The following is a 15,587-nucleotide window of genomic DNA, read 5'->3' on the forward strand; positions in this document are numbered from 1 at the left end:
TCAGGCCCGTTTCCGGCGCTTCTTGGCGGGTTCTGCTTTGCTGTCCTCGCCGGCGGCCTCGAGACTGCGCTGCAGAGCTGCCACCAAATCGACGACCTCCGCGTCCTGGCCCACTTCGGCACGTTCGGCGGCGGGAATGACCTTCTCGCCGCTCGCGATCGCGTCGTCGAGGAGTTGCCGGAGCTCGAGCTGGTACTCGTCGGTGAACTCCGTCGGATCGAAGTCCTCGGCCATACTCTCGACGAGAGTGCCGGCCATCTTCAGCTCCTTCGGCTTGGGGTCCTCGGCGTCCGCGAGGGAGGGGAACTCGGCGGCCCGAACCTCGTCCGGCCACAGCAGAGTTTGAATCACCAGTACGCCGCCGCGTTCTCGCAGAGCCGCCAGGCGCGTTTTCTGTCGCAGTGTGAAGTGGACCAGCGCTGTGCGGTCGGTCTCGGCGAGTGTCTTCGCCAGGAGCACGTAGGCCTTCGGGGTCGCCGAATCCGGTTCCAGGTAGTAGCTGCGCTCGAACAGGATGGGGTCGATCTGGTCGGTCGGGACGAACTGCAGGACCGGGATCTCGTGCTTCTCGGCCGCCGGAAGCTTGTCGAAGTCCTCGTCGGTGAGGATGACGCGGTCGCCCTCGTCGGAGTCGTAAGCTTTGTCGATATCGGCGAATTGCACCGTTTGGCCGCACTCGCTGCACACACGGTTGTACTTGATCCGGCCGCCGTCCTTGGCGTGGACCTGGTGAAAGCGGATGTCGTGGTCCTCGGTCGCGGAGTACACCTTGACCGGCACATTGACCAGGCCGAACGCGATGGAACCCTTCCAGATTGATCGCATACACCCCACTATCGTCCAGATCGGGAGGCGGTGTCCGGTCCGCCGAGAAGATCATCACCATCTCGATACATTTCGTCGACGACGAGGTGGCCGCTCGGTGACCGCAGGGCGCCTACGGAGAATGCAGGCCGAACGTTGGGACAACAATTGCGACAAAGCGCGACAATTGGTCTAGTCCGATCCAGGCTGGTTCGTGTGGCATACAACATCACATCCCCCAAGGCCCTGTCCCTCCTCCTCGCTGCCGGCGCTGTCGCCGCGGGCGTCGCGACCACCACTGCGGGCACCGCGAGTGCGGCTCCCGCGCCGTCGATTACCAAGACGGTCGTCATTGGACTCGATGGCACGATGCTCGACTACGTCAAGAATTCCAACACCCCCAACCTGCACCGCCTGATCGCCGAGGGCACCAGTGGGCAGTCGTCGATCCTCGGGCATCCGACGATTTCCGGTCCGTCGTGGTCGACGATCCTCACCGGCGTGTGGCACACCAAGCACGGCGTCGTCGACAACACCTACAAGGGCGCGCGCTACGACCTGTACCCGAGCGCCTTCACCCGGATCGAGCAGGCCAATCCGGCGATGCGCACCGCCTCGATCTCGACGTGGGGCGGCATCGCCACGATCGCCGACTCGGGCACCCCGAAGGCCGATGTGGTGACCACCACCCCCGGCGCGGGAAGCGATGCGGCCACCGACGCGGCGACCGCAACCGCGGTGGCCGCGGAGATCGCCACCAAGGGGCCGGAGTTCGTGTTCACGCAGCTCGATCAGGTCGACGGTGCCGGGCACTCCTCGGGTACGGCTGGTTCGCAGTACGCACCGGCGCTCGAGCGCGTCGACGCCGAGGTCGGCAAGATCGTCGCCGCCGTCGACAAGCGTCAGAAGGACACCGGCGAGAAGTGGACGATCCTCGTCACCTCCGACCACGGTCACAAGCCCACCGGCGGCCATGGTGGCCAGAGCGCCGAGGAGGCAACGACTTTCGTGATCGCCCGCGGTGCAGACTACAAGGCCGGTGCTGTCGACAACGATTACACGATCGCGGACATTGCGCCGACCGTCCTCGACAACCTCGGGATCGCGCAGCCTGCGGACCTCGACGGTGCCCCGCTCGCGAAGACGGCACCGCCTGCCACCGGCTCGCTCGGTTGGCTGCCGTCCTGGATCCCGACGGGCTCGCTCGGATCCTGAGTCACGAACGCCGGACGCTGGCAGCCGCCAGCGTCCGGCGGATCGGCATCGGCGCCGTGCGGAACAGTTCCCACATCGTTGCGGCCGTAGCGGCGGGGTGCTCGCGCCCGGACAGGTAGGCCCGCTGGCGGTGGGTCGGGAGGGCGAAGAACCTGTCGAAGAACTCTGCGGTGAAGGCGGGATTCAGGTGCAGCAATGCCCGGAGCCCGATTTCGCGCAGCGATCGGACCGCTCGGGTTGGATACGGCCACAGAGCCTTTGCCGGGTCTGCGCCGACTGTCAGTGCGGTGACGACGTCGTCGACCGCGCGCAGTGACGCCGCGACACTGTAGCCGGTACCCGGATGGATCAGCCCGGCTCGGGCGCCGAAGGTCATCACCGCCGTTCTGAGCCGCGGCGCTTCAACGGGGAACCGGACCCGTTCGACGTTGAAGTCGGCGTCGGCGGCAACCTCGACACCACGGTTACGCAGGCGAACATCGAGCCGTCGGCGGAGCGTGTCGAGTGGCAGGCCGGGGCGGCCGACGAGGCACGTCTCCTCGAGCAGGACGCTGTCGCCCCCGAGGGGGACCGCGTACAGGAAGGACGGCGGATCGCCTGGACTTGTGCCGTTGTCGCGGCGCCAGTCCATGAACCAGCATTCGGCCCCGCCCATCGCGGGCGCGGCCACCGCGCTCGGAAGGACCACCCCGTATGCCGTCTGCTCGGCGAGCGCCGGGTCGGCGCGCAGTCCGCGGGCGTCGATCACCCGCGCCGCACGGATCTCGGTGCCGTCGCGCAATGTGACGACGCCGCGACCCAGAGCGGCGGCGGTCCCGGTCACCGTCTGTACGGCTGAGAGATCGAGCGTTCGGTGCAGGGCCGGGTTGTCGAGCACGCCGTATTCGCGGTCGAGTGTCCGTGGCTGGGTGGCCCACACGCGCGGTTGGGCGACCCGGGTGCGCAGGACGCCGGGACTCAGCCACGACGGCAGCTCGTCGACCCACGCGGCATATGTCGGTGCCCACGGGCGATCGGGCCGCGGATCGACTCCCACGGTGCGCAGGCCAGCGGCTGCGGCCCGGTGTGCGAGCGCGCGGCCGGCGGGACCGAGCCCGACCACGGCCAGGTCAGCGGCGGGAGTGGCGATCAGAGGCCACCGGTGGCCAGCAGCCCGCCGTCCACCCGCACAGTTTCTCCCGTGATCCACGCGGCCGCATCCGAGACGAGGAAGCCGACCAGCCCGGCGACGTCCTCCGGGGTGCCGAGGCGCTTCATCGGATACACCGACGCCGCCTGATCCTCACCTGCAGCGACCAGGGCGGCGGCGAACTTGGTCTTCACGACGCCCGGCGCGACGGCGTTCACCCGGATCTTCGGGCCCAGCTGCCAGGCGAGTTCCTCGGTGAGCCGGATGAGCGCGGCCTTCGACGCGCCGTAGGCGGCGATCACGCCGGTCGACCGGATCCCGGCGACGCTGGCAAGGTTGACCACCGCGCCGCCGTGCTCGCCCATCCAGGCCCGGTACGCCTCCTGGACGTAGCCGAGGGCGGCAACGACGTTGACGTCGAAGATCTTGCGGACCGCATCGAGGTCGGCGTCCATCAGCGGGCCGTAGACGGGGTTGATGCCGGTGTTGTTGATCAGGATGTCGAGCGAACCGAGCTCGGTGACGGTGCGCGTCACCGCTTCGGTCCGGGCAGCGGCGTCGCCGGAGTTGCCGGCGATCGCGATCACCTTGCCGCCGTGCCCGAGAGCCCGCAGTTCGGTCGCGGCCTCCTCGAGCGGCTCCGGCTTGCGCGCGGTGATGACGATGTTCGCGCCGCGCGCGAGGAACTCGGCGGCGATGGCCTTGCCGATTCCGCGGCTGGCTCCGGTGACGAGCGCGCTGCGCCCCTGCAGGTCGTTGACAACGGTCATGGAAGCGAACGTTAGCGGAGTCACGCTACCGCCGTGTGTCGTCGTCACGGTCTCACGGTAAAATGGGTGGTTCTTGTGCTCTTTCGTGGGCACTATGACTCCCGCGCCGCCGATTGGCGTTCCGGGACGTCCCGTTTCAGTTGCTCACCGAGGAGACTTTCTTGATAACCGCCACCGACCTCGAAGTCCGCGCCGGTGTGCGGACGCTGCTGACTGCGCCGGGGTCGGCGTTGCGGGTGCAGGCCGGAGACCGGATCGGGCTGGTCGGTCGTAACGGCGCCGGCAAGACCACGACCCTGCGCATCCTCGCCGGTGAGGGTGAGCCCTATGCGGGCGCGGTGGTCCGCAGCGGTGATCTGGGCTATCTGCCGCAGGACCCCAAGGAGGGCAACCTCGACGTCCTCGCGAAGGATCGTGTCCTGTCCGCTCGCGGCCTCGACGAGATCATGCGCAGCATGGAGAAGCAGCAGACCATCATGGCCGAGGCCGTCGACGACGCGGTTCGAGACAAGGCCGTGCGCAAGTACGGCTCGCTCGAGGACCGGTTCTCCGCGCTCGGTGGCTACGTGGCCGAGTCCGAGGCCGCGCGTATCTGCAACAGCCTCGGGCTGGCGGATCGCATCCTCGAGCAGCCGCTGCGCACCCTCTCGGGTGGTCAGCGTCGCCGTGTCGAGCTGGCGCGCATCCTGTTCGCGGCGTCGGACGGCTCCGGTGGCAAGTCCAACACGACGCTGCTGCTCGACGAGCCCACCAACCACCTCGACGCCGACTCCATCACGTGGCTGCGCGGGTTCCTGCAGAACCACGACGGTGGCCTGATCGTGATCAGCCACGACGTGGATCTGCTCGATGACGTCGTGAACCGGGTGTGGTTTCTCGACGCGGTCCGCGGCGAGGCCGACATTTACAACATGGGCTGGAAGAAGTACCTCGACGCCCGCGCCACCGACGAGCAGCGTCGGCGTCGCGAGCGTGCCAACGCGGAGAAGAAGGCCGGCGCGCTGCGTGTGCAGGCGGCCAAGCTCGGCGCGAAGGCGACGAAGGCTACGGCCGCGCAGAACATGGCCAAGCGGGCCGACAAGATGATGGCCGCGCTCGACGAGGTGCGGGTGGACGACAAGGTCGCGCACATTCGTTTCCCGGAGCCGGCCGCCTGCGGCAAGACCCCGCTGATGGCGGAGAACCTCACCAAGATGTACGGCTCCCTGGAGATCTTCGCCGGGGTGGATCTGGCGATCGACCGCGGCAGCCGGGTGGTCGTGCTCGGGCTCAACGGTGCCGGAAAGACGACGCTGCTGCGCATTCTGGCCGGCACCGAAACACCCAACGCGGGCGAGCTGGTCCCCGGCCACGGTTTGAAGATCGGGTACTTCGCGCAGGAGCACGACACCCTCGACGACGATGCCACCGTGTGGGAGAACATTCGGCATGCCGCGCCGGACACGGGGGAGCAGGAACTGCGTTCGCTGCTCGGCGCATTCATGTTCACCGGCCCGCAGCTCGAGCAGCCGGCCGGCACGTTGTCCGGTGGTGAGAAGACACGTCTGGCGCTGGCCGGGCTGGTGTCCTCGGCGGCAAACGTGCTGCTGCTCGACGAGCCGACCAACAACCTCGACCCGATCTCGCGTGAGCAGGTGCTCGACGCGCTACGCAGCTACAAGGGTGCCGTCGTCCTCGTCACGCACGACCCCGGTGCCGCGGAGGCCCTCAACCCCGAGCGCGTCATTCTGCTGCCCGATGGAACCGAGGATCACTGGTCGCAGGAGTACCTCGAGCTCATCCAGCTTGCTTAGGCGCTTCGCGCCCGTGCGCGATTCTGGTAGTTGGGACTACACAAATGGCGCACGGGCGGCGCAGCCGCCGGTTTCGTTGATCACGTGCTGGAAAGTGATCTAGCCTGGAAACCGAGGCTCGCTCAGCTGACCGGAGGTCATCATGGCGGAGAGCACGGGAATCTCGCGGGGGGCCCGCATCACCGGGGAATCGCGTGACAAGCTCCGCGACGAACTGAAAGCCCAGTACGAGGCCGGCGCGAGCATTCGAACCCTCGCAAATCAGACCGGCCGCTCGTATGGATTCATCCACAACGTGCTCGTCGAGGCGGACGTGACATTGCGCAGACGTGGCGGACCGAACCGGCGCAAACGGACGGGCTGAGTCAGTCCCGGCGTCGCACCGATTCCTCGACGAGATCGAGTACGGCCGAGAGGTTTTCGCCGCCGTGCCCGGATGCGATCCGGGCGATGAGACCGTCGAGGACGAGGTCGAGATAGTCGAGCAGGACGTCGGTGGGCAGGTCGTCGCGCAGCCGCCCGGCGGACTTCTGCCGCTCCAGTCGACGCACGGTGGCCTCGGTCAGTTCGGCACTGCGCTGGGTCCAGTCCTGCGCGAACTCGGGGTCCGTTCGCAGCCGCCGCGCGATCTCGAGCCGGGTGCCCAGCCAGTCGAACTGTTCGGGGGAGGCGAGCATGTCCCGCATCACCTGTACCAGGCCGCCCTCGGCGACCACGTCGGCCATGCGGGTGGCGTCCTCGTGGGCGAGGGCCAGGAACAGGCCGTCCTTGTCCTTGAAGTGGTGGAAGATCGCACCACGCGAGAGCCCGGTGGTCTCCTCGAGGCGGCGCACGGTGGCGCCGTCGTAGCCGTACTGCGCGAAGCACTGGCGGGCGCCATCGAGAATCTGGCTCCGCCGCGCCGCGAGATGGTCTTCACTGACCTTGGGCAACGGCTTCCTCCTTCGTCCAGGCGACACTCCTACGTCGGTCACCTGTGCGCGTTTTCGGCCTTCCGTACGAATTCGCGCGTTATGCACAAAGCGCTCACGACCACTGATCTCTCATTCGCCTTACAGCGAAACTGGTCGTGAGCGCTTTGTGCTCTTCTAGGGGCCGAAAACGCGCACAGGTGCGCTAGCGCCTAGCCCCGGATCATGTTGCGCAGCACGTACTGCAGGATGCCGCCGTTGCGGTAGTAGTCCGCCTCGCCGGGGGTGTCGATGCGGACGACCGCGTCGAACTCCACCTTGCTGCCGTCGGTCTTGGTCGCGGTGACCTTGACCGTCGCCGGGGTGACGCCCTCGTTCAGCTTCGCGATACCGGAGATGTCGAACACCTCGGTGCCGTCCAGGCCCAGCGAGGCCGCCGATTCTCCAGCGGGGAACTGCAACGGGACAACGCCCATGCCGATGAGGTTCGAGCGGTGGATGCGCTCGAAGGACTCGACGATGACGGCCTTGACGCCGAGCAGGCTGGTGCCCTTGGCGGCCCAGTCACGAGAGGAGCCGGACCCGTATTCTTTGCCGCCCAGCACGACCAGCGGGATGCCGGCCTTCTGGTAGTTCTGCGACGCGTCGTAGATGAACGACTGCGGGCCACCCTCGAGGGTGAAGTCGCGAGTGTAGCCGCCCGAGACGTCCTCGAGGAGCTGGTTGCGCAGACGGATGTTCGCGAACGTGCCGCGGATCATCACCTCGTGGTTACCGCGACGCGAACCCAGGGAGTTGTAGTCCTTGCGCTCGACACCGTTGGCGTCCAGGTACTGCGCGGCCGGGGTGCCGGGCTTGATCGGGCCGGCCGGGCTGATGTGGTCCGTGGTGACCGAGTCGCCGAGCAGGGCGAGCACACGCGCGCCCGCGATATCGGTGACCGGAGCCGGATCCATCGTCATGCCGTCGAAGTACGGCGCCTTGCGGACGTAGGTCGACTTCTCGTCCCATGCGAAGGTGTCGCCCTCCGGGGTGGCCAGGTTCTGCCAGCGCTCGTCGCCCGCGAAGACCGTCGCGTAGGACTTGCGGAACATGTCCTGGCTGATCGCCGACTTGATCGTGTCGTCGATCTCCTGGGCCGAAGGCCAGATGTCCTTGAGGAAGACGTCGTTGCCGTCCTGGTCCTGGCCCAGGGCGTCGACCTCGAAGTCGAAGTCCATGGTGCCGGCCAGCGCGTACGCGATGACGAGCGGCGGGGACGCCAGGTAGTTCATCTTGACGTCGGGGGAGATACGACCCTCGAAGTTGCGGTTGCCGGAGAGCACCGCGGTGACGGACAGATCGTGCTCGTTGATCGCCTTGGAGATCTCCTCCGGCAGCGGACCGGTGTTACCGATGCACGTGGTGCAGCCGTAGCCGCCGAGGTAGAAGCCGAGCTTCTCGAGGTACGGCCACAGGCCGGCCTTCTCGTAGTAGTCGGAGACGACCTGCGAACCGGGCGCCATGTTGGTCTTGACCCACGGCTTGGTCTCGAGGCCCTTCTCGACCGCATTGCGGGCGAGCAGTGCGGCGCCGAGCATGACCGACGGGTTCGAGGTGTTGGTGCAGGACGTGATGCCTGCAACCGCAACCGCGCCGTGGTCGAGAACGAACTCGCCACGATCGGTGGTGACCTTCACCGGCTTGCTCGGACGTCCGTGCGAACCGTTGGCGGCCGACGGAACCACCGCGGCGACGTCGGAGACGCCGGCCGTCGAGGCCGGGTCGGACGCCGGGAACGACTCCTCGACTGCCTCGTCCAGTGCGGAGTGGGCAGCCTCGGCGCCGTTGGTGACGTAGGTGACGATGTCGCGACGGAACGCGTCCTTCGACTCCGACAGCAGGATGCGGTCCTGCGGGCGCTTCGGGCCGGCGATCGAGGGCACGACCGTCGACAGGTCCAACTCGAGGTACTCGGAGTACACAGGCTCGTGGTCCGCGTCGTGCCACATGCCCTGCTCCTTGGCGTACGCCTCGACGAGCGCGAGCTGCTCCTCGGAGCGTCCGGTCAGACGCAGGTAGTTGATGGTCTCGCCGTCGATCGGGAAGATCGCTGCGGTGGAACCGAACTCGGGGCTCATGTTGCCCAGGGTCGCGCGGTTGGCCAGCGGAACCTCGGCGACACCCGCGCCGTAGAACTCGACGAACTTGCCGACGACGCCGTGCTTGCGCAGCATCTCGGTGACGGTGAGCACGACGTCGGTTGCGGTGACGCCGGGCTTGATCTCACCGGAGAGCTTGAAGCCGACGACACGGGGGATCAGCATGGAGACGGGCTGGCCGAGCATTGCTGCCTCGGCCTCGATGCCGCCGACGCCCCAGCCGAGCACACCGAGGCCGTTGACCATCGTGGTGTGCGAGTCGGTGCCGACGCAGGTGTCGGGGTAGGCCTGTCCGTTACGGACCATGACGGTGGGCGCCAGGTACTCGATGTTGACCTGGTGCACAATGCCCATGCCCGGGGGGACGACCTTGAAATCGTCGAACGCGCCCTGGCCCCAGCGCAGGAACTGGTAGCGCTCGCCGTTGCGCTGGTACTCGAGATCCACGTTCCGCTCGAGGGCGTCGGCGCGGCCGAACACGTCCAGGATGACCGAGTGGTCGATGACCATGTCTGCGGGGGAGAGCGGGTTGACCTTGTTCGGGTCACCGCCGAGGGTGGTGACGGCCTCACGCATCGTGGCGAGGTCGACGACACACGGCACGCCGGTGAAGTCCTGCATGATCACGCGCGCGGGCGTGAACTGGATCTCGACACTCGGCTGGGCCGAGGGGTCCCAATTCGCGATGGCGCGAATGTGATCGGCGGTGATGTTGGCGCCGTCCTCGGTGCGCAGCAGGTTCTCGGCGAGAACCTTCAGTGCATACGGCAGCTTCTCGGTGCCGGGGACGGAAGCGAGGCGGAAGATCTCGTACGAGTTGTCTCCGACCTCGAGCGTTCCCTTGGCGCCGAACGAATCAATACTGGTGGTCACGTCAGCTCCACTCGTCTTTGAGGTTCGCCGTCGACGGGGCTGTGTCGACGGCTGAAGCGAGGCACGCGAACAGGTGCACGGCTCGATCAGGGACCGGGCCCACAGCTCCGCATGCGTCTCGTGGAGAGTCTAACAGTACGCTTGTCCTGTGAGATTCGAGGGTTGCATTGCGACTGTCCGGAGCCGATCGCGTCGGTCCAATCCTCACGCAGCCGGCCCGGGTGCGCAACGAATCGCGGCGTGACGGCGATTAGCGGTACGTGACGTTCGCGAAAGTTACTGTCACGTACTGTTCAGTCGAGGCTTGCCGTTCCCACATCGACCCCGGATGAGAGATGCCTGCTCAAATAGCGCCCGTTCTGCTTCCGCACGTCGCCATGATTCCCGACGGCGGCTCCGTCGAGACAGTGCTCGCGGACCTTGCCGACGACGGTGTCGCGGCGCCTGCCTCCGAGGTGGACGGCCTCCGCGATGTTGTGCTCAGGGCCCAGGAACACGGCATCAAGCTCAGCGTCGTGGTCGTGGAGAAGGATCCGGGCAGGCCCGAGCAGCTTCGCGATCTCGCAACCGAGGTCGGCAAGGTTGAGGGAGGCACCGTGCTGGTGCTCGGCCCGTCGGCGCCCGGAACCTACAGCGACAGCGTGAGCCGCGTGGTACTCGAGGCCGGACAGGATCGCACCTACATCGGCGATCCGGTCGTCTCGGCGAACAATTTCCTCGACGAGATCACCGAGCCCGGAGTGTCGTGGGGCCTGATCACCGCGCTGCTCGTGGTGCTGGTGGTGCTCGTCGGTGGCGTGTCCTACGTGGCGAAGGTGCGGCGCGGCCCCGAGACCGTTGACGCCCACCAGCCCCCGGAGGCCGTGCCCTCGGATCAGTCTGCCGGCGACGGCGCGGCCCGGGAGCCGAGCGATCCTCGGGGACGTTGATCTTCTGTCCAGCGCATGAGTGATCGCTGGGACGGTTGCGAATCAGTCCGCCGTTTCGACACATTCGCGGTATTTCCGCTGGTTGAATTATTCCCACGTCATTTGTGACTGGAGTTTCCACAGAGCGCAAAGTGTCGTACGGTGCCCTTGGCACTTTTGGGGAAGAAGTGTCGCAGGGTGTGATGTGTTGATTCGTGTGACAGCTGTGTTGTCGCGCGGAAGGCACGTCGTGCAGGTGTGCCCGGCTACGTCATTCCTCCCCACACGGATCGGGTCCCAGCCGGTTCGGTCGCAGCAGTGAGGGAGGGTCTTGTGAGGCGAAGCAGATCACGCGCAGGCGTGACGCGCCCAGTATTCTCACGAGGGCGCTCGCGTATCGCCCGCGTCGTGGTGGGAGTCGGCATCGTCGGCGCTCTCGTGGCCGGAATGCCGGGCACTGCCGCCGCCGTCCCGCCGCCGCCACCGAATCCGTCCGACACCGATATCGCCAACGGCAACGCACAGGTGTCCGAGAGCGTCTCGCAAGTCGGCGATCTGATCAACCAGGTTGCGTCCGCGAATCAGCAGCTCTCCCGGCTGGACGACGAGGTCGCGATCAAACGCGAGGGTGTCAACAAGGCGCTGGTGGACCTGCAGATTGCCCGCGAGGCCGTCGACGCCGCGGGCGGCGTGGTCGCAGAATCCCAGCAGGCCCTGCGAGATGCGGGCACTCAGATCGAGCGGGCGCAGCAGCGATTCACCGACTATGCCGTCGCCAGCTACACCAAGGGTCGCAACGTCGCCTCGCTGTCGTCGTTCTTCGGCGCCACCGGTCCGGACGATGTCCTGGACCGCGCCCAGGTGATGCGGTTGCTCTCGGCGAGTCAGAAGGCTGTCCTCGAGAACCTCCAGCGCGCACGCACCGAGCAAGCCAACCGGGATTCGGCTGCCCGTGAGGCGAAACAGCGGGCGGACGCGGCCGCGAGCGAGGCCGAATCCAAGAAGTCGGAGGCCGAGCAGGCGATCACAGTGGCCCGGACTGCGCTCCAGGAGCAGGCCTCGCGAAAGGCGCAGATCGAGGCCGACCGGAACTCCGCGCAGGCCCGGCTCGATGCGGCCCGTGACAGTGTCGCGGGGCTGCAGGGCCAGCGCGATGCCTACATCACGTGGGACAACCAGCGTCAGGCCGCGGAAGCGGCAGCTGCTGCTGCGGCGGCAGCTGAGGCCGCACGCCGGGCAGCCGAGGACCAGTCGGCCCGTGAGCGCGCGGCCGAACTCGCAAACGGTCAACGCCCGCATACCCAGATCGACGAGGACTCTGATTCCGGTGGTGGCGGAACCGCTGCGGCGCCGGCCCAGGTGAAACCGAAGCCGAAACCGATGGCGCCCGCGGTGACGGGTGGCGCGGCGATCGAGACCGTCATCGACCGCGGCATGTCGCAGCTCGGTCTGCCCTACGCATGGGGCGGTGGCAACGAGAACGGCCCCACCCTCGGTATCCGTGACGGTGGAGTGGCTGACAGCTTCGGCGACTTCAACAAGGTCGGGTTCGACTGCTCCGGGCTGATGATCTACGCCTTCGCCGGTGTCGGCATCTCGCTGCCCCATTACACCGGGTACCAGTACACCGCCGGCACGCAGGTGCCGTCGTCCGAGATGCGGCGCGGCGACATGATCTTCTACGGTCCCAACGCGAGCCAGCACGTCGCGCTCTACCTGGGCAACGGGCAGATGCTCGAAGCTCCCCAGTCCGGGTCGATCGTCAAGGTCTCGCCCGTGCGATGGGACGGGATGACCGCCTACGCTGTCCGTATGGTGTCGTAGCTCACGTCATCTCCGTACCGGCGCGGGGCGACACCTGGAATAGTTGGGCGTACAGGTTTTTCGGTCGAATCGATTTAGGTGGAAGCGGGGACTCTTGGTGACCTCACGTGACGGCGCTGCGTCTGATTCACGAGCCGTATCCGATGCCGTGGCGGTAGCCGGCTCGGTAGCGGAGGGGGCGTCGCCGTCGGATCTCGCTCGTGACGTGCACACGCTCGAGCGGGCGATCTACGAGGTCAAGCGGGTCATCGTCGGGCAGGACCGTTTGGTGGAGCGCATGCTCGTCGGTGTGCTCGCGAAAGGGCACGTGCTGCTCGAGGGCGTTCCCGGTGTCGCGAAGACCCTCGCCGTGGAGACGTTCGCGAAGGTTGTCGGAGGCTCGTTCTCCCGCGTCCAGTTCACTCCGGACCTCGTCCCCACGGATCTGATCGGCACGCGCATCTACCGTCAGGGTCGCGAGCAGTTCGACACCGAACTCGGTCCGGTCGTGGCTAACTTCCTGCTCGCCGACGAGATCAACCGTGCGCCCGCGAAGGTGCAGTCGGCGTTGCTCGAAGTCATGGCAGAACGGCATGTCTCGATCGGCGGCAAGACCTACGAGATGCCGGAACCGTTCCTGGTGATGGCGACGCAGAATCCGATCGAGAACGAGGGCGTGTACCCGCTGCCGGAGGCGCAGCGCGACCGCTTCCTGTTCAAGGTCCTCGTCGATTACCCGTCGGTGGAGGAGGAACGCGAGATCGTCTACCGGATGGGAGTCGCGGCGCCCGAACCGAGTCAGATCCTCGACCCTCAGGAGCTCGTGCGACTGCAGGCGGTCGCCAGCGGCGTCTTTGTCCACCACGCACTCGTGGACTACGTAGTGCGGGTGATCTCGGCGACCCGTTCGCCCAGGCAGTTCGGACTCGACGACGTGGCCGGCTGGATCGCCTACGGCGCGTCGCCCCGCGCGACCCTCGGCATCATTGCGGCGTCGCGCGCCCTCGCGCTGCTGCGAGGCCGCGACTACGTGGTTCCACAGGATGTTCTCGAGCTCATCCCCGACGTGCTTCGGCACCGCCTGGTCTTGTCGTATGACGCACTGGCCGACGAGGTTTCGCCAGAGGACATCATCACCCGTGTGCTGCAGACGGTCGGGCTGCCGCAGGTCGGTGCGCAACCGGTGACGCAGCCTGCACCGGCGTTCGATGCCGGTCCGGTCCCGGCCGCAACGGCGGGCCCCCAGCAACGGTGACCGGGCGCTCAGGCGCGGTGCCGTCGCTGCGGTCCGGGTCGCTTCGTGATCCCGAACTGACGGCCGCCCTGCGCACTCTCGAGCTCACCGTGCGCCGACGCCTCGACGGCGTCCTGCACGGCGACCATCTCGGGCTCATCCCCGGGCCAGGATCAGAGCCCGGTGACGCGCGCGAGTATCAGCCGGGCGACGACGTCCGGCAGATGGACTGGTCTGTCACCGCGCGAACGACGCATCCACACGTGCGGCAGACCGTCGCCGACCGTGAGCTCGAGACCTGGCTCGTGGTCGACCTGTCATCGAGCCTCGACTTCGGTACCGTCTCGTGCGAGAAGCGGGACCTCGCAGTGGCGGCGGCGTCCGCGATCACGTTCCTCGCCGGGGGCAGCGGTAATCGGATCGGTGCGATCGTCGCTACCGGCGACCGCACGGTGCGGATCCCGGCGCGCGGCGGCCGCGTCCACGCGCAGGGAATGCTGCGCCGAATCGCGTCCACCCCCCATGCGCCCGACGGGGTCCGAGGTGATCTGAAGGGTGCACTCGAGTCGCTGCGACGTCCCGAGCGGCGCCGCGGAATGGCGGTCGTGATCAGCGATTTCCTCGGGCCGATCGACTGGGAACGATCGATGCGGGCACTGTCCGGACGGCACGAACTGCTCGCGGTCGAGGTGCTCGACCCGCGCGACATGGCGTTGCCCGATGCGGGTGATGTCGTGCTGTTCGACCCCGAGTCCGGACGTACCCGGGAGTTCACCACCACGCCGAAGCTGCGGGCCGACTTCGCGGCGGCAGCGCAGGCGCACCGTGACGACGTCGAGGCGACCCTTCGTCGGTGCGGCGCGCCACGGCTGAGTCTGAGCACCGACCGCGACTGGATTTCCGATGTCGTTCGGTTCGTTTCGTCGCGCCGGCACAGCTACGGGGCCACGACGAACCGGGTGCCGCGCCGATGAGCCTGTCGCAGTTCGCGTCCCCGTGGTGGCTGGTGTTCCTGGCGGTCGTCGCCGCGCTCGCCGCCGGATACGTCTATATCCAACGTCGTCGGCAGAAGCACGTGCTGCGCTTTGCGAACATGGAGTTGCTCGAAAAGGTTGCACCCAAGCGGCCCAACCTGACCCGGCACATCCCGACGGCGCTCGTGCTCGCCGGCCTGTTGTTCCTCACCGTGGCCCTCGCCGGGCCCACTGCGGACAAGCGGGTCCCGCGCAACCGCGCGACGGTCGTCCTGGTGATCGACGTGTCGCTGTCGATGAAGGCCACTGATGTCGAGCCCAGCCGGATCGCAGCCGCTCAGGAGGCCGCGAAATCCTTCGCTGACGGGCTGACACCCGGAATCAATCTCGGTCTGGTCGCGTTCGCGGGTACCGCCTCGGTGCTGGTGTCACCCACGCCGAACCGCGAAGAGACGAAGGCTGCGATCGAGAACCTCGAGCTCAGCGAGCGCACCGCGACCGGCGAGGCGATCTTCACCTCGCTCCAGTCGATCGACACGCTGGCGGCCGTGCTCGGTGGTAGCGACCAGGCGCCGCCGGCGCGCATCGTGCTGCTCTCCGACGGCAAGCAGACGGTGCCGGAGAGTCCCACTGATCCGCGGGGCGGATTCACCGCGGCCCGGCTGGCGAAGGAGAAGGCCGTGCCGATCTCCACGATCTCGTTCGGCACGAGCTATGGCACCGTCTCGATCAATGGCGACCGTATCCCGGTGCCGGTGGACGATCCGTCACTTCGGGAGATCGCGAACCTCTCCGGCGGCGGCTTCTTCACCGCATCGAGTCTCGAGGAACTGCGCGACGTGTACGACACCCTCGAGGAGCAGATCGGGTTCGAGAACGCCCGCGGCGATGCGAGCCGACCGTGGCTGATTCTCGGCGTGCTGTTCATTTCGGGCGGGCTGGGATCCGCGCTGGTCCTGCGGCAACGCCTGCCCTGACCGCTGTCCGGTTCGTCGAAATCATCCACCTGCGCCCGAAACCGCCCGTCGAACA

At 67.3% G+C, this 15,587-nt stretch carries 13 protein-coding genes; 8 read left to right on the forward strand and 5 right to left on the reverse strand.

Annotation, left to right across the window (positions count from 1 at the left end; translation table 11 throughout):
• A complete protein-coding gene (locus ERC79_RS22540) occupies positions 1-825 on the reverse strand; it encodes a Ku protein (protein WP_131580555.1) in 825 nt (274 codons plus the stop codon).
• Between the two features lie 195 nt (positions 826-1,020).
• Between ERC79_RS22540 and ERC79_RS22545 the strand changes: the two genes are divergently transcribed.
• Positions 1,021-2,019: an alkaline phosphatase family protein gene (locus ERC79_RS22545; RefSeq protein WP_165497192.1), complete on the forward strand. Its 999-nt coding sequence runs from the start codon at positions 1,021-1,023 to the stop codon at positions 2,017-2,019.
• Between the two features lies 1 nt (position 2,020).
• Here the strand turns inward: ERC79_RS22545 and ERC79_RS22550 are convergent, their stop codons facing one another.
• Together ERC79_RS22550 and ERC79_RS22555 are read right to left on the reverse strand one after the other, a co-directional pair.
• Positions 2,021-3,208 carry a lycopene cyclase family protein gene (locus ERC79_RS22550; RefSeq protein WP_242676691.1) on the reverse strand — a complete coding sequence of 396 codons (1,188 nt, stop codon included), beginning with the start codon at positions 3,206-3,208 and terminating at the stop codon, positions 2,021-2,023.
• Entirely contained in the window at positions 3,148-3,918 is a 771-nt protein-coding gene (locus ERC79_RS22555; RefSeq protein WP_131580556.1) for an SDR family oxidoreductase, read from the reverse strand. The genes ERC79_RS22550 and ERC79_RS22555 overlap by 61 nt, the downstream gene beginning before the upstream one ends.
• A gap of 161 nt (positions 3,919-4,079) precedes the next feature.
• On the opposite strand from ERC79_RS22555, the gene ERC79_RS22560 reads away from it, so the two are divergent.
• Both ERC79_RS22560 and ERC79_RS22565 read left to right on the forward strand, forming a co-directional pair.
• Entirely contained in the window at positions 4,080-5,711 is a 1,632-nt protein-coding gene (locus tag ERC79_RS22560; protein WP_131580557.1) for an ABC-F family ATP-binding cassette domain-containing protein, read from the forward strand.
• A 142-nt stretch (positions 5,712-5,853) separates the two neighbouring features.
• Positions 5,854-6,075, forward strand: a complete 222-nt coding sequence (locus ERC79_RS22565; protein WP_131580558.1) for a helix-turn-helix domain-containing protein — start codon at positions 5,854-5,856, stop codon at positions 6,073-6,075.
• 1 nt (position 6,076) lies between these two features.
• Here ERC79_RS22565 and ERC79_RS22570 read toward each other — a convergent pair whose 3' ends face one another.
• Positions 6,077-6,643 (reverse strand): TetR/AcrR family transcriptional regulator, encoded by a 567-nt coding sequence (locus ERC79_RS22570; RefSeq protein WP_131580559.1) that lies wholly within the window; start codon positions 6,641-6,643, stop codon positions 6,077-6,079.
• Positions 6,644-6,834: 191 nt separating this feature from the next.
• The gene (gene acnA / locus ERC79_RS22575; protein WP_131580560.1) at positions 6,835-9,636 is read right to left on the reverse strand and encodes an aconitate hydratase AcnA; all 2,802 of its coding nucleotides are present in this window, start codon (positions 9,634-9,636) and stop codon (positions 6,835-6,837) included.
• A 335-nt stretch (positions 9,637-9,971) separates the two neighbouring features.
• On the opposite strand from acnA, the gene ERC79_RS22580 reads away from it, so the two are divergent.
• The 5 genes from ERC79_RS22580 to ERC79_RS22600 all read left to right on the forward strand — a co-directional run bounded on the left by ERC79_RS22580 (position 9,972) and on the right by ERC79_RS22600 (position 15,532).
• On the forward strand, positions 9,972-10,565 hold the full coding sequence (locus ERC79_RS22580; RefSeq protein ID WP_207390391.1) for a DUF6676 family protein: 594 nt from the start codon (positions 9,972-9,974) through the stop codon (positions 10,563-10,565).
• A 426-nt stretch (positions 10,566-10,991) separates the two neighbouring features.
• Positions 10,992-12,368 carry an NlpC/P60 family protein gene (locus ERC79_RS22585; RefSeq protein WP_131581495.1) on the forward strand — a complete coding sequence of 459 codons (1,377 nt, stop codon included), beginning with the start codon at positions 10,992-10,994 and terminating at the stop codon, positions 12,366-12,368.
• A 148-nt stretch (positions 12,369-12,516) separates the two neighbouring features.
• Positions 12,517-13,602 carry a MoxR family ATPase gene (locus ERC79_RS22590; RefSeq protein ID WP_131581497.1) on the forward strand — a complete coding sequence of 362 codons (1,086 nt, stop codon included), beginning with the start codon at positions 12,517-12,519 and terminating at the stop codon, positions 13,600-13,602.
• Complete coding sequence (locus tag ERC79_RS22595) at positions 13,599-14,555, forward strand: DUF58 domain-containing protein (protein ID WP_131580561.1); 957 nt, start codon at positions 13,599-13,601, stop codon at positions 14,553-14,555. Before ERC79_RS22590 ends, ERC79_RS22595 begins: the two co-directional genes overlap by 4 nt.
• On the forward strand, positions 14,552-15,532 hold the full coding sequence (locus ERC79_RS22600; RefSeq protein WP_131580562.1) for a VWA domain-containing protein: 981 nt from the start codon (positions 14,552-14,554) through the stop codon (positions 15,530-15,532). The genes ERC79_RS22595 and ERC79_RS22600 overlap by 4 nt, the downstream gene beginning before the upstream one ends.
• Positions 15,533-15,587: the final 55 nt, after the last annotated feature.

The sequence above is a fragment of the Rhodococcus sp. ABRD24 genome, assembly GCF_004328705.1.
Classification (GTDB): domain Bacteria; phylum Actinomycetota; class Actinomycetes; order Mycobacteriales; family Mycobacteriaceae; genus Prescottella.

Bases quoted from the DNA above. Each gene is read 5' to 3' on its own strand.
- ERC79_RS22580 (WP_207390391.1), top strand. From the start codon at position 9,972: ATGCCTGCTCAAATAGCGCCCGTTCTGCTTCCGCACGTCGCCATGATT.
- ERC79_RS22585 (WP_131581495.1), top strand. From the start codon at position 10,992: ATGCCGGGCACTGCCGCCGCCGTCCCGCCGCCGCCACCGAATCCGTCC.
- ERC79_RS22600 (WP_131580562.1), top strand. From the start codon at position 14,552: ATGAGCCTGTCGCAGTTCGCGTCCCCGTGGTGGCTGGTGTTCCTGGCG.
- ERC79_RS22555 (WP_131580556.1), bottom strand. From the start codon at position 3,918: ATGACCGTTGTCAACGACCTGCAGGGGCGCAGCGCGCTCGTCACCGGA.
- ERC79_RS22565 (WP_131580558.1), top strand. From the start codon at position 5,854: ATGGCGGAGAGCACGGGAATCTCGCGGGGGGCCCGCATCACCGGGGAA.
- ERC79_RS22540 (WP_131580555.1), bottom strand. From the start codon at position 825: ATGCGATCAATCTGGAAGGGTTCCATCGCGTTCGGCCTGGTCAATGTG.